This window comes from Xanthomonas floridensis (assembly GCF_001642575.1).
Taxonomy (GTDB): Bacteria; Pseudomonadota; Gammaproteobacteria; order Xanthomonadales; family Xanthomonadaceae; genus Xanthomonas; species Xanthomonas floridensis.
Map to the genome: position 1 here is coordinate 51273 of NZ_LXNG01000045.1, position 12794 is coordinate 64066.

At 67.5% G+C, this 12794-nt stretch carries 11 protein-coding genes; 4 read left to right on the top strand and 7 right to left on the bottom strand.

Annotation, left to right across the window (positions count from 1 at the left end; genetic code table 11):
- Nucleotides 1-52 precede the first annotated feature (52 nt).
- The 4 genes from A7D17_RS18360 to A7D17_RS18375 are packed head-to-tail and all read left to right on the top strand — an operon-like array spanning nucleotide 53 to nucleotide 3860.
- Complete coding sequence (locus tag A7D17_RS18360) at nucleotides 53-754, top strand: response regulator transcription factor (protein WP_064510411.1); 702 nt, start codon at nucleotides 53-55, stop codon at nucleotides 752-754.
- The gene (locus A7D17_RS18365; protein WP_064510412.1) at nucleotides 747-2132 is read left to right on the top strand and encodes a sensor histidine kinase; all 1386 of its coding nucleotides are present in this window, start codon (nucleotides 747-749) and stop codon (nucleotides 2130-2132) included. Before A7D17_RS18360 ends, A7D17_RS18365 begins: the two co-directional genes overlap by 8 nt.
- Nucleotides 2132-3181 (top strand): ABC transporter substrate-binding protein, encoded by a 1050-nt coding sequence (locus A7D17_RS18370; RefSeq protein ID WP_064510557.1) that lies wholly within the window; start codon nucleotides 2132-2134, stop codon nucleotides 3179-3181. Before A7D17_RS18365 ends, A7D17_RS18370 begins: the two co-directional genes overlap by 1 nt.
- Nucleotides 3182-3221: 40 nt before the next feature.
- Nucleotides 3222-3860, top strand: a complete 639-nt coding sequence (locus tag A7D17_RS18375) for a response regulator transcription factor (protein ID WP_064510413.1) — start codon at nucleotides 3222-3224, stop codon at nucleotides 3858-3860.
- Nucleotides 3861-4029: 169 nt separating this feature from the next.
- On the opposite strand, the gene A7D17_RS18380 is transcribed toward A7D17_RS18375, so the two are convergent.
- From A7D17_RS18380 to A7D17_RS18410, 7 genes are all read right to left on the bottom strand, one after another.
- Entirely contained in the window at nucleotides 4030-4914 is an 885-nt protein-coding gene (locus tag A7D17_RS18380) for an SDR family oxidoreductase (RefSeq protein ID WP_064510414.1), read from the bottom strand.
- A gap of 156 nt (nucleotides 4915-5070) precedes the next feature.
- Nucleotides 5071-5442, bottom strand: coding sequence for an Atu4866 domain-containing protein (locus A7D17_RS18385; RefSeq protein WP_064510558.1), 372 nt, complete (start codon nucleotides 5440-5442; stop codon nucleotides 5071-5073).
- 11 nt (nucleotides 5443-5453) lie between these two features.
- Nucleotides 5454-5993 carry a nuclear transport factor 2 family protein gene (locus A7D17_RS18390; RefSeq protein WP_064510415.1) on the bottom strand — a complete coding sequence of 180 codons (540 nt, stop codon included), beginning with the start codon at nucleotides 5991-5993 and terminating at the stop codon, nucleotides 5454-5456.
- Nucleotides 5994-6008: 15 nt separating this feature from the next.
- On the bottom strand, nucleotides 6009-7079 hold the full coding sequence (locus tag A7D17_RS18395) for an aldo/keto reductase (RefSeq protein WP_064510416.1): 1071 nt from the start codon (nucleotides 7077-7079) through the stop codon (nucleotides 6009-6011).
- Nucleotides 7080-7354: 275 nt separating this feature from the next.
- A complete protein-coding gene (locus A7D17_RS18400; RefSeq protein ID WP_064510417.1) occupies nucleotides 7355-8191 on the bottom strand; it encodes a DUF1460 domain-containing protein in 837 nt (278 codons plus the stop codon).
- A 306-nt stretch (nucleotides 8192-8497) separates the two neighbouring features.
- A complete protein-coding gene (locus A7D17_RS18405; RefSeq protein WP_064510418.1) occupies nucleotides 8498-11146 on the bottom strand; it encodes a hybrid sensor histidine kinase/response regulator in 2649 nt (882 codons plus the stop codon).
- A gap of 376 nt (nucleotides 11147-11522) precedes the next feature.
- The gene (locus A7D17_RS18410) at nucleotides 11523-12695 is read right to left on the bottom strand and encodes an OprO/OprP family phosphate-selective porin (protein WP_064510419.1); all 1173 of its coding nucleotides are present in this window, start codon (nucleotides 12693-12695) and stop codon (nucleotides 11523-11525) included.
- Nucleotides 12696-12794 lie beyond the last annotated feature (99 nt).

Sequence of the window (12794 nt, forward strand, 5' to 3'; positions counted from 1 at the left end):
TTCCGGCCGCGACCCATCGCCGTTCCGATTCCCCATTCCCGATTCCCAATTCATGCGCCTGCTGCTAGTCGAAGACAATGCCGACCTCGCCGATGCCATCGTGCGGCGGATGCGTCGTAGCGGGCATGCGGTGGATTGGCAGGCCGACGGGTTGGCGGCGGCCAGCGTGCTGCGCTATCAGAGCTTCGATCTGGTGGTGCTGGATATCGGCCTGCCCAAGCTCGACGGATTGCGCGTGCTGGCCGGGATGCGCGAGCGTGGCGATACCACGCCGGTCCTGATGCTCACCGCGCGCGACGGTATCGAAGACCGCGTGCAGGCGCTGGATGTGGGTGCGGACGACTACCTGGGCAAGCCGTTCGATTTTCGCGAGTTCGAGGCGCGCTGTCGCGTGCTGCTGCGGCGCAACCGCGGGCAGGCCAGCGAAGTGGTACAGATCGGCGGATTCGTGTTCGACAACGCTGCGCATACGGTGATGCTCGATGGCGCGCCGATCGAATTGCCCAACCGCGAATACCGTCTGCTGGAAATCCTGATCGGACGGCTGGGCCAGGTAGTGGGCAAGGACGAGATCGGAAACGGGCTGTTCGGTTTCGACGACGATGTCGGGCCCAATGCGATCGAGCTGTATGTCGGCCGCCTGCGGCGCAAGCTGGCGGCCGCGCCGCTCCGCATCGTCACCGTGCGTGGCGCCGGCTACAAGCTCGAAGAAGCCGATCCGCATGCGCCGGTGGAGCCGGCCAGCGATGGCTGAGCCGCTGACGGTGGCGCCGTCGATCCGGCGCACCTTGCTGCTGTACCTGGGCAGCCTGTCGCTGCTGGGCGCGGTGGTGCTGTTCTTTGCCGCGCGCGATTACGGCGAGCGTGCGGCCAATCGTTCCTATGACCACCTGCTGGTGTCGTCGGCGCTTTCCATCATCGACAGCGTGGCATTGGTCGGCGGCGACTGGCAGGTGGATCTGCCGTATGCCTCGCTGGACCTGCTCGGCATGGCACCGGAAGACCGCGTGTTCTATCGCGTGTTCGATGCGCAGGGCCGCACCATCACCGGCGAGGACAGCTTGCCGCTGCCGGCGCAGGCCCCCAGCGATGAGCGGCCGGTGCTGTTCGATGCGCAGTACAGCGGCGAGCCGGTGCGCTTTGCGGTGGTGATGCATCGGGTGGCCTCGGCCTCCGAGCAGGGCGAGGTGCGCGTGCAGGTCGGCCAGACCCGGCGTGCACGCGATGCAGTGGCGCGCGATGTGGTGCTCAATGCCTTGATCGCGATCGGGGTGTTGTCGCTGCTGGCGCTGGGCCTGGTGTGGCTGGGCGTGTACCGCGCGTTGCGGCCGTTGCAGCGCATCGAGCGCGATCTGTCGCGGCGCGAGCCGTCCGACCTCAAGCCCCTGAGCGTGCCGGCGCCGCAGGAAATGCAGCTGATGGTGACCGCACTCAATCGCTTCATGGCGCGGCTGTCGTCCAGCAACGAGACCTTGCGTGCGTTCATGGCCGAAGCCGCGCACCAGATGCGGACGCCGCTGGCCGCCTTGCGTGCGCAGGCGCAGCTGGCCATGGACGACGACGACCCGCGCGAGATGCAGCGCAGCCTGGTCGCGATCGAGCGCAACGCCAGCCACATGAGCCGCTTGCTCAACCAGTTGCTCAGCGATGCCAGTGTGATCCATCGCGCCAACCTGCAGCGCTTCGCCACCGTGGATCTGGCCGAGGTGCTGCACCAGGCGCTGCACGAGGCCTTGCCGCGCAGCGAGGGCGCACCGCGCGTGCAATTGGCCATCGACCCGCAACCGGCGCTGCTGCGCGGCGATGCGCTGCTGCTGCGCGAAGCGCTCAAGAACCTGATCGACAACGCCTGCAAGTACGGCGGCGGCGCGCCGCTGCAGGTGGCACTGACCAGCGACGGACATCAACACGTGCTCACCATCGCCGACCACGGCCCCGGCATCCCGGCCGCCGAAGCCGAGCGCGTGTTCGAGCGATTCGTGCGCGGTCCGGACGCGCCTGCCGGCGGCGCCGGGCTGGGGCTGGCCATCGTCAAGCGCGTGGTGCAGGCGCATGGCGGCCGTATCGATCTGGCCAACCGGATCGGCGGCGGCCTGATCGCCTCGCTGCATTTTCCTGGAGGAACCGCATGATGCGCGCGGCCTGGTTACTGGTGTTGTTGCTGCTGCAAGGTGTTGCCACTGCGGCGCCGGGCGAAGTGCGGCGGTTTCCGGCACGCGGTGCCGCACAGGCGCAGCTGCGCGTGCAAGGCTCCACCGACCTGGAAGTGTTTGCGGCGGTGATCCAGGACTACCAGCGCCTGCATCCCACCACCGAAGTGGTCTACGAGGACGTGATTGCCTGGGACATCTACGATCACTACCTGCACCCGGGCAGAAACGCGATCCAGGCGGACATGCTGATCAGTGCCAGCATGGATCTGCAGACCAAGCTGGTGAACGATGGCCACGCATTGGCGCACCGTTCTGCGCAGACCGAGGCGTTGCCGGCCTGGGCGCAATGGCGGCACGAGGTGTTCGGCATCAGCTACGAGCCGGTGGCCATCGTCTACAACACGCGCAAGCTCGATCCCGCGCGGGTGCCGCGCACACGGCGCCAGTTGCTGGCACTGCTGCGCGCACCGGATGCGCCATTGCGCGGCAAGGTGGGCACCTACGATGTGGAGCGCAGTGGCGTGGGCTATCTGTTCGCCACCCAGGACGGGCAGGTGGGCAGCATCGCCGGCGCGCTGCTGGCCGCGTTGGGGGCAAACCAGGTCAGGCTGGAAGAGCGTACCGGGACCTTGCTCGATCGCGTCAGCCGCGGCGAGTTGTTGCTGGCCTACAACGTGCTCGGGTCCTACGCGCAGACGCGCATCGATGCCGGCGCGCCGCTGGGGATCGTGCAGCCGCAGGACTACACGCTGGTGGCACTGCGCACCGCGGTGATTCCCAAGACCGCACCGCATGCGCCCGAGGCGCGCAGGTTCCTGGACTACCTGCTGTCGCCGCGCGGCCAGCAGGTGCTGTCGCGCGAAGCGCGGTTGATGCCGATCCTGCCGGCGGCCGGCGGTCGCGGCGGGTCGGCGCACCCCCCGTTCCGGCCGATCCCGCTCGGCCCTGGCCTGCTGGTGTATCTGGACAAACTCAAGCGACGCCAGTTTCTGGATGCCTGGCGCGCGAGCACGCAGCCGCCGCGTTAGGGCAACGGCATTGGTCGCGTCCATGTGCCAGACTTGGCGCATGGCCGATCTCACCATTCTCGTCGCCGACGATCACCCGCTGTTCCGTGCCGCCGTGATCCACGTGCTGCAGCAGACCCTGCCGCAGGCGCAGGTGGTGGAAGCCTCCAGCGCCACCACGCTGAGCGCGATGCTGCGCTCGCACCCGCAGGCCGAGCTGGTGCTGCTGGATCTGGCCATGCCCGGTGCGCGCGGCTTCTCGGCGTTGCTGCATGTGCGCGGCGAGCATCCGGACATCCCGGTGGTGGTGATCTCGTCCAACGATCACCCGCGGGTGATCCGGCGCGCGCAGCAGTTTGGTGCGGCCGGCTTCATTCCCAAGTCCACGCCTGCCGAAACGATCGGCACCGCCGTGGCCAGCGTGCTGGAGGGCGGCACCTGGTTTCCGCCGATGACGGCCGAACGCTCCGAAGCCGACGCGCAGCTGGCCGCCAAGCTTGCCCAGCTCACCCCGCAGCAGTTCCGCGTGCTGCTGAGCCTGGCCGACGGCTTGCTCAACAAGCAGATTGCCCATGAGCTGGGGCTGGCCGAAAACACCGTCAAGGTGCATGTCACCGCCATCCTGAAAAAGCTGGATTGCTACAGCCGCACGCAGGCGGCGGTGCTGGTCAAGGCGCTGGAGCCGGAAGGCGAGGGTTAGCAGCGGCAGTGTCCTGGTTGTTGCAGCGGTGATGGCGCCGGTTACTGATGGGGCAAAGGTCAACGACGGTATCGCCCATGTACTGCTGCAAGCTCCTCGCGCCCGGGCAACTGCCGCCCTGCAGGGCGACAGCCACGTGATGCTTGCTCCCACTGCATGCCACGCAAAATTACTGCGTCACGGCGCGTAGCCGTTGCATGCCCATGATGCGGAACACGCGCTCGGTCTGCGCCTCGACCACGGCATTGACCGCTTCGGCACCGTAGTCGGCGAAGTCGACGGTGGTGCGCAGGGGTTTGGCACCCTTGGGCAGCGCAAGCACGCGCGCGATCTCGTCGGCCACTGCCTGCACCGGCGCCGGTTGCCCATCGCGAAACAGCCGGCGCAGGCCAGGCTCGTAGTTGTCCACCTCCGGCTGCACGGCGGCGTAGGCCTGTTCCATCGGCTCGGCCGGGCGCACCGCAGTCTGAAAGTGCGAGGTGCCATCCATGAAGGTGCCGGGCATGACGATCACGGTCTCGATGCCCAGCGGCTGCACTTCGTAGGCGGTGGTTTCGGCAACGGCGTCCAGCGCATATTTGCCGGCCACGTACGGCATCATGAAGGGCGCCACGATGCGGGTGATGGTGCTGCCGACGTACAGCAACACGCCATCGCCCTGGCGGCGCAGGTGCGGCAGCGCGGCGCGGTTGAGCCGGTGCGCACCTATCGCATTGGTATTGAAGCTGTCGGCCAGCTGCTCCGGGGTGAAGCCCTCGGCGGTGCCGATGAACAGATGCGCGGCGTTGTGGATCACCGCATCCAGGCGGCCGTGCGCGGCTACCACGCCATCGACTGCGTCCTGGCAGGATTGGGTCTGGTGGATATCCAGATCGACCACCTGTACATAGCCGCCGTGGTCGCTGGCGTAAGCCTCCAGCGCCTGCCGGCGGGCCGTGCTGCGGCCATGCGGATCGCGCACGCCCGCATAGACCGCATAGCCGGCGCGGATCAGCGTTTGCGCAGTGAGCAGGCCCATGCCCGAGCCGGCGCCTGAAATCACGACAGTTTTCATGGTGTCTCCTTGAGAGGGTGCGATGGTGTCGGTGCAGCATTGCCGCTGTTTTCCGCAGGCGAAGGCAGCACGGCTGCGCCGCGCCTGCGCCATGCGCGGTGCAACGTGGGGGAGGTCACAAGGCGGTGCGGCGGACTGCGGCGATGCGGTGGCGTGTCAGTCCGCCCGTTCGCGATGGAAGATCATGCCGCCGTGGTGCAGTTCGTCGGGGCCGACGAAACGGCCATCGGCCGTGAATCCGGTGTCATCCCAATAGCGGATGGTGGTGCCGGCGATTTCGTAACGGCCCTGATAGGCGCTTTGACGTGCATCGCGCGCTTCGTCATAGCGGCCGTTGGCCAGCAAGGCCTGGCGGATCCTGCCGTCGCCGGTGACCCACATGCCGAGGTAGGGGTGTGTTTGCATGGGCGTGTGCTCCGGCAGGGACGAGGATGTCGGGGGTGCGGGGTGGGCCGCGCTGGCCATGGCGGCGGCATGGCAGGCCACCGCCGCACCGGCGCCAAGCGCCATGGCCACGGCGATGCCCATACGCGTATCGGTCATCGGCGTGTCCTGCGTTTGAGTTGGGTGGGGGTGCGCTGCAACACGGCGTCGTAGGCGGCAAGATCCAGGAACGCATCCACCTCCACCGCCTTGCCGCCCTGCATGCGCAGAATCCACACGTAGCGGTTGCGGTAGCTGCCACCGTCCGGCAGGCCGGCGACGCCTTCCCATTGCACGATGACGTGCTCGCCGTCGGCCCACAGCCGTCGCTGCACCGGGCGCAGCGGCGAGGACAGGCGCTCGGTCAGGGGGCGCACGGCCTGGTCGACCAGTGCGTCGCGGCCGTGCAGGGTGCCCGCGCTCGGACCGGAGCCGTGGATGGTCCAGGCCACGTCCGGGGCCAGCAGTTCCTCGAACAGGTTGCCGTCACCGGCTTCCCAGCGTGCAAAGGCCGCATCGACGATGCGCTTGTTGCACGGCTGCAGCGCCTGGTCGACGCAGTTGTCGGCGGCGGCCGCCGGGGCGATGGTCCCCGGGGCCGCGATGCACGCAGCGGCGATCAACAGTGACGCTGCGAAGGTGGACGATCTGCTCATGCGCTCACTCCGGTCTCAGCTGCGCAGCTGCAAGGCATGCGTGCCGTAGATCAGCTGCTGCGCCATCGGCCGGCCAATGAAGCGTTCGGGGAAGATCGGCGCCAGCGCACTGGCCTGATCCAGGCGGGCCAGCTGCGCGTCGCTGAACACGATATCCAGCGCACCGAAGTTGTCTTCGGCCTGCTGCAGCGTGCGCGCGCCCACCAACGGCGAGACCACCGCAGGATGTTGCAAGGTCCAGGCCAGCGCCACCTGCGAGCGCGAGGCGCCCAGTTCCTCGGCGATGCTGCCGACCACATCGGCGATGTCCAGCGAACGTGCGTTGAGATGCCCGGTGGAGGCAATCACGCCCTTGCGGCTGGTGGAGACATCCGCGGCATTGTCGTCGGACAGATCATCGCGGCTGTACTTGCCGGTCAGGATGCCACCGCCCAACGGCGACCACGGCAACACGCCCAGGCCCAGCTCGCGCGCCATCGGCATCAGTTCGTGTTCGACGCTGCGTTCGACCAGGCTGTATTCGATCTGCAGCGCCACCAGCGGCGACCAGCCACGCAGGTCGGCCAGGGTCTGCAGCTGCGCCACGCGCCAGGCCGAGGTATTGCAGATGCCCAGGTACAGCACCTTGCCCGATTGCACCAGGTGATCCAGCCCGCGCATCACTTCCTCTGGCGAGGTGGTGAAATCCCAGGCATGCAGGTACAGCAGGTCGATGCGATCGGTGTCCAGCTGACGCAGGCTGGTCTCGACCGAACGGATCAGGTTCAGGCGGTGATTGCCGCCGGAATTGATGTTGTCCGCATCGCGCGCCATGGTGAACTTGGTGGCCAGCACGAAGCGCTCGCGGCGCTGCTTGATCAGGTTGCCGACGATGCGCTCGGCACCGCCGTTGGTGTAGTTGACCGCGGTGTCGATGAGGTTGCCGCCGCGCTCGGCATAGGCGGCGAAGATGCGCTCGGCCTCCTTGGCATCGGCGCCCCAGCCCCATTCTTCGCCGAAGGTCATGGTGCCCAGCGAGAGCGGCGAGACGCGCAGTCCGGAGCGGCCGAGCAGACGATACTGGTTCAACGAACGTGTCTGGGTCATGCGTGGTTCCTCCTGTGGTTGGCGGCATGTGTCGTGCGATGCACTTTGCCGCCAACCGGCAGGCCAGCGTGAGCCCGGTTATCCGCCATCCTTGCCCGATCCTCCGGATCGGTCGCCGGGGGCGCCGTCGTGGCAGGCTGCCCTTATCCCGGTAGGAGCGGCCCCGGCCGCGAGGGCGTTGCCAGCAGGGGACGGCCCTCGCGGCCGGGGCCGCTCCCACGATGCGCGTTGGACATGGATCGGTGTGGACACAGGGCGCCCAGGTCGGGCTGTCCTCAGGGCGTTGGCCGATAGACCACGATGCCGACGGTTCTGCCGACGTATTCCATGAACGGCGAATCCACCACCTTCTCGTTTTCCGCTCGCGACGAGGCATTGCGCAGCACCGGACCCTGGTCGGTCTGCAGGAAGATGCCGACATGGCTGACATCCAGCCCGGCGGCCGGGGAGTACCTGCCGATGTAGTCGCCGCTACGCAGTTGCCGGATGAGCTGGCGATCCACATCGGCGGCGGGGATATAGGTGATGGTCCGCTGCACCACCGGCAAACCGGGCAGGTAGAAGCTGCCGTCGGCTTTCAGGTTGAGCGCCTTGTCCACGCGCACTGCCTTGGAGCTCAGCGCTGCGGTGATGTCCTCGGCAAGCGGGTAGGAGCGGGTGACCCAGTCCGAGAAGAAGTGCTTGCGCGTGGCAAAGCCCACGATGCCATCGACGTAGCGGGTCAGGATCAGGCGGTCGACGAAATCCTGCTGCGAATAGGCGTGGCGCGCCGCTTCCACGTAGTCCAGATAGGTGAAGCAATCCAGACCCCTGAAATCGATGATCAACTTCTCCGGCGTGGTGGCCGAGCCCTGCAGCATGTTGGCCTGATACGGCGTGCCAAGAAATTCCGCCGAGATCACCTTGATCAGATGCCCAGCGCTCAGGCCGCGATGGCTGGAGACCTGATGCAGCACGCGGTTCAAGGTGTGCAGCGTGGATGGGTCGATCTCCGCGCGCACCGGGCCGGCCGGCTGCACGGTGGCCGGTGGCGTTGCAGCCTGCACCGGCAGATCTGCCGCGCAGCCGGCGACAAGCAACGAGGCGAACATCAGGCAGGCAGGTCTGGACATGATGGCTCCAATTTTCCAGGGGGAGAAAAATCGGCTAGTTGCATGTGCAGGCGCACGCTTGCACACACAGATGCGCAGGCACTGTATCGCCCTCGGGCAAGCGCGATTGACACCGCGCGCATTTCGGTGCGCCGAAACGAGCCAACAGACTGCACGCGCTGCAGGGCAGGGCCTGGAAATCACGGCATAGGCCGCATGCCGCGTGGCGGGACAGCATGCGGTCTTCTTGCGGTCAACACCCGACATCCCGGAGGCGAGCCGGTCACCAGGTTCCATGTGCAGACGCAGGTTTGCCGACCGTGCGCATCACCCGCGCCGCAGCAGCATTTGCGTCATCAATGCACGCAGGGCCGGCGGACGCACCGGCTTGGAAAGAAAGCCCCATCCCAACTCCTGTGCGTGCTCGCGCAGCGCCGGGTCCGGTTCTGCGGTGATCAGGATGATGCGTGGCTCACGCTGCCAGCGTTCCACCAGTTGCGGCAGCAGCATGGGGCCGTAGTGCGCGCCCATGCGCACATCCAGCAGCAACAGTTCCGGTGCATCGTCGGCAGTGGCGCCGGCAAGCGCATCGTCCGGGCCGCCGGCAAAATCCACCCGGCATTCCCAGCGTTCGAGCAGGGCACGGGTGGCCTCGCACACGCGCGGGTCGTCGTCCACGCACCACACGCGGCAGCCGTGCAGGATGGGGTCGTTGCCGGGCTCGGCAGGCGCCGTGGCGGGCGGCAGCTGCTGCCTGGCAATCGCAGCACGTTCGCCCAGCGGCAGGCTGACCGAAAACACGCTGCCGCTGCCCAGCGTGGAACGCAGGCCGATGCGGTGGCCCAGCAGGCGGCCGATGCGTTCGACGATCGCCAGCCCAAGGCCAGCGCCGCGGTCGTTGGCCACGCCATCGTCCAGTCGTCGGAACTCTTCGAAGATTTCGTGCTGCAAGGCGTCGGGAATGCCCGGGCCCTGGTCGTGCACTTCGATGCGCAGCCAGCCGCCGCGTCGCCGGCACCCCAGCAGCACGCGGCCGCGCGGGGTATAGCGGATCGCGTTGGACAAAAAGTTCTGCAGGATGCGGCGCAGCAGAGTTTCGTCGCTCAGCACCACCGCCGAGGTGGGCACGTAATTCAGCGCCAGTCCGCGGTCTTCGGCCAGGATGCCGAACTCGCGTGCCAGCGTTTCCATCAGTGGGGCGAGTGCGAAGTCGCGCACCTGCGTCTTCAGGCTGCCGGCCTCCAGCCGCGAGATATCGAGCAGGCTGTTGAGGATCGCATCCTGCGCGGCGAGCGCGCCGTCGATATTGTCGACCACGCGCTTGCCGGCGGGTTCGCGCACCTGCCCACGCAGCACCGACACGAACATGCGCGCGGCGTTGAGCGGTTGCAGCAGATCGTGCACGGCCGACGCAACGAAGCGGGTCTTGTAGCGATTGGCGTTTTCGGCCTCGCGCTTGGCGGCGGCCAGGTCGCGGGTGCGCTCGGCCACGCGGTGCTCCAGCGCATCGGCCAGCGAACGCAGTTCGCGCGCGGCGTTCTTGTAGCTGGTGATGTCGGCGTAGCTGGTGACGAACCCGCCATCGGGCAGCGGGTTGCCACGGATCTCCAGCACCGTGCCGTCTTCCTTTTCGCTTTCGCGCATATGCGGCTTGCCGCTGCGCAGGTGATTCAGCCGGCGCTCGATGGCCGCTTCGATCGGTCCCGGCCCCAGCAGCCCGCGGCGGGCGTTGAAGCGGAACAGGTCCTCGATCGGGCGGCCGATCTTGAGCAGTTCCGGTGGAAAGCGAAACAGCTCCACGTAGCGCGAATTCCATGCCACCAGGTTGAGCGCCTCGTCGATCACCACCACGCCCTGCGGCAGATGTTCCAGGCTGCGGCTCAGGCCGGCGTTGGACTGCTGCGCGGCGGCCACCACGCCGTCCTGGGCGGTGCGCAGTTCTTCGGCATGTTGTTGCAGCAGCGTCTCCAGCTCGTTCCGGCTGCGCTGGCGCAGTGCCGACAAGCGCCGCCGCTGTTGCACGAACAACCACAGCAAGGCCAGCGCCAGCCAGGTGCCGGCGGCGGCGATGGCTGCCGCGCGACCGGCGGCGGCGCTGGCGCGGGTGTCGTGCAGCAGATGCAGGCGCCAGCCGCTTTCCGGCACTTCCAGGGTCTGCCACAGCACCGGTGCGCCCAACGGCGGGTCGCGCACCTCGGCCAGCACGCCGCCGTTGCCGGTCTGTTCGATCAGCCGGCGGCGCAGCGGCAACAGCCCCTGGTCGGCGTACTGGCGGGTGCTCTGCAATTCGGTGCGGTCGCGCGGGGTGAGCGGCGCCAGCATGCGGTAGCGCCAGGTGGCGCGGCTGGCCAGGAACACCACCCCGTGCGCGTCGGAGGCCAGCACGATGTCCGGCGTCTGCAGCCATTCGCGCTCCAGCGCGGCCAGCGCGATCTTGATCACCACCACGCCCTGCACCTGGCCGGCAGCGTCGACGATGGCCTGCGACAGGAAATAGCCCGGCTCGCTGGTAGTCATGCCGATGCCGTAAAAACTTCCGCTGCCGATGGCCAGCGCCTGCTGATAGTAGGGGCGGAATGCGTAGTCCACGCCCACGTTGCTGCGCGCCGCACGCCAGTTGCTGGCTGCCAGCGCGATGCCGTTGCGGTCGATCAGCGTCAACGTGGACGATTGGGTGACATTGTTGGCGCGTTCGAGCTTGCGGTTGAGCGCATCCACCTGGGCCGGCGATAGCGGGCCGGACACGGCGGCGCGCAGCTCCGGGTCCAGCGCCAGGATCTGCGGCAGGGTGCGATAGCGGTCGATGCGCTGCTGCAGCGCCTGCGCATAGAGCCGCAACTGCCGGCGCACGGTGACGCTTTCGTCGCGCAGCGCACTCTGTTCGACAAAATGCCCGGCCGCCAGCATGGCCACGACCATCCCGCCCAGCACGATGGCCAGGGTGAGCAGCAGGCGGCGGCGTTGCGAGGCATACATGCCGGCAAGTATGGCGGTCTGCTCCCGTACGCGCAGCCATCGCCTGACCGCGTGCATGCCGCCCCAAGCGCCGCAGCGAGCAGTCGTGAGTGGATGTGGATGGCGCGGAGGAACCGGCGTGCATACGTGGCCAATGCCCCCGCGAGCGGGCGCCGCGCAGCTTGCCTTGGCGCCACCAAGCCTGCGCCACGCAGCACCCGCTCCGCACCGCTGACAGCCAACGCATCTCATCTCAAAGTGCATAACACGCTCTAAACGACAACGGCCGCACCCGTAACAGGATGCGGCCGTTTCGGAACGGCTGCTGCCATTGGCAGCGGCAGCAGCCCAGTGCGCGGCATCGCGTTGCCCGCGCGCTGGAATGCCGCAGCGCTGCTTAGAACTGCACCTGCGCGCGCAGCTCCATCACGTGCGGGGTTTCATGCACGCCATTGCGCGAGGAATCCACCCAGCTGTAGTTGGCCTGGAACTTGAAGTGGCTGGTGAGGTACCAGTTGGCGCCGATGGTGGTGTCGTGCTGACGGCCGCCGTGGACGTTGTTGTCTTCCAGGTTCAGGCGGCTGTAGCGGGCAGTCAGTTCGACCGCACCGTAGTCGTGCGCCGGCTTGATGTTGCCCGGTACGCCACCGGCATAGCTGCGCGACTCGCCGGTCAGCGACCAGGTGCCGTACACGTACTGGCCCTGGGCGATGAAGTGCGGCTGGCCGGCGTTACGCGCCACTTCGGCACGCAGCGCTTCGCTCTGCAGCGAGAACGGACCATGGATCCACACCGCTTCCACGCCGGTGCGGATCACGTGGTCCACATCGAGGATGGTGCCAGTGTCGATCAGGCGCACGTCGGTCAGGCCGGCTTCCGGGCGGGCACGCAGGCGCACGCGCGGGCTGAAGGACACACCGCGGCCGTCGCTGAAGCCGCGCGGGTTCTCGACCGAGCCGGCGATACCCAGGTGCAGCACGTCGCCCTCGGCCTTGAACGGGGTCCAGGCCGCATGCACCGCCTGGGTGGTGCCCGGGTTGTCGCCCTGCAGGTCCTTGCCGCCGTACGCGCCGGCCTGCAGCAGGTATTGCTGGCGCTCCAGGGTCCATTCCACGCCGGTCCGCCGGCCCTGGAACACCGCCTGCACCGGCAGGCCCAGTTCCATGAAGCTGCCCGCACGCGAGCTCTGCACCGCTTCCAGACCCACCGGTACCTTCATGTAGCCCATCCGCACGCGGCCATAATCCTGGCCCAGCAGCGCCTTGGTCTCGAAACGGTAGAACACGTCCAGCCACAGCTTGGCTTCGAAGTCGAAATACACCATGGCGTCGTAGACGCCCTTCTTCTTGATGGTGGCGCCGAATTCCTTGCGGCGGAAATCGGTGCGGTCTTCCAGGCGGTCGTCGCCGGAGAAGTTGTTGTCGTCGTAGGCGTAGTTGCCGGTCAGGCCCAGCTCGGTGCCATCACCGAAGGTGTACTTGGTGGGCCAGTTTTCGATCGAGGTGGCTGCATTGGCAGCGGCGGGGACGATGGCAAGAGCCAACGCCAGGACAAGCACATTGAGGCGCATAGGAGTGGTCTTCGGCAATGAAAGGGGCCGGGGCGTCCTGCCATGGCGATCGCGGTGAACAGCTTCAGCAAGCGCGCAGGTTCCGGACGGCGACTACAC

Bases quoted from the DNA above. Each gene is read 5' to 3' on its own strand.
- A7D17_RS18380 (WP_064510414.1), bottom strand. From the start codon at position 4,914: ATGAAAACTGTCGTGATTTCAGGCGCCGGCTCGGGCATGGGCCTGCTC.
- A7D17_RS18360 (WP_064510411.1), top strand. From the start codon at position 53: ATGCGCCTGCTGCTAGTCGAAGACAATGCCGACCTCGCCGATGCCATC.
- A7D17_RS18405 (WP_064510418.1), bottom strand. From the start codon at position 11,146: ATGTATGCCTCGCAACGCCGCCGCCTGCTGCTCACCCTGGCCATCGTG.
- A7D17_RS18365 (WP_064510412.1), top strand. From the start codon at position 747: ATGGCTGAGCCGCTGACGGTGGCGCCGTCGATCCGGCGCACCTTGCTG.
- A7D17_RS18400 (WP_064510417.1), bottom strand. From the start codon at position 8,191: ATGTCCAGACCTGCCTGCCTGATGTTCGCCTCGTTGCTTGTCGCCGGC.
- A7D17_RS18390 (WP_064510415.1), bottom strand. From the start codon at position 5,993: ATGAGCAGATCGTCCACCTTCGCAGCGTCACTGTTGATCGCCGCTGCG.
- A7D17_RS18370 (WP_064510557.1), top strand. From the start codon at position 2,132: ATGCGCGCGGCCTGGTTACTGGTGTTGTTGCTGCTGCAAGGTGTTGCC.
- A7D17_RS18410 (WP_064510419.1), bottom strand. From the start codon at position 12,695: ATGCGCCTCAATGTGCTTGTCCTGGCGTTGGCTCTTGCCATCGTCCCC.
- A7D17_RS18385 (WP_064510558.1), bottom strand. From the start codon at position 5,442: ATGGGCATCGCCGTGGCCATGGCGCTTGGCGCCGGTGCGGCGGTGGCC.
- A7D17_RS18395 (WP_064510416.1), bottom strand. From the start codon at position 7,079: ATGACCCAGACACGTTCGTTGAACCAGTATCGTCTGCTCGGCCGCTCC.
- A7D17_RS18375 (WP_064510413.1), top strand. From the start codon at position 3,222: ATGGCCGATCTCACCATTCTCGTCGCCGACGATCACCCGCTGTTCCGT.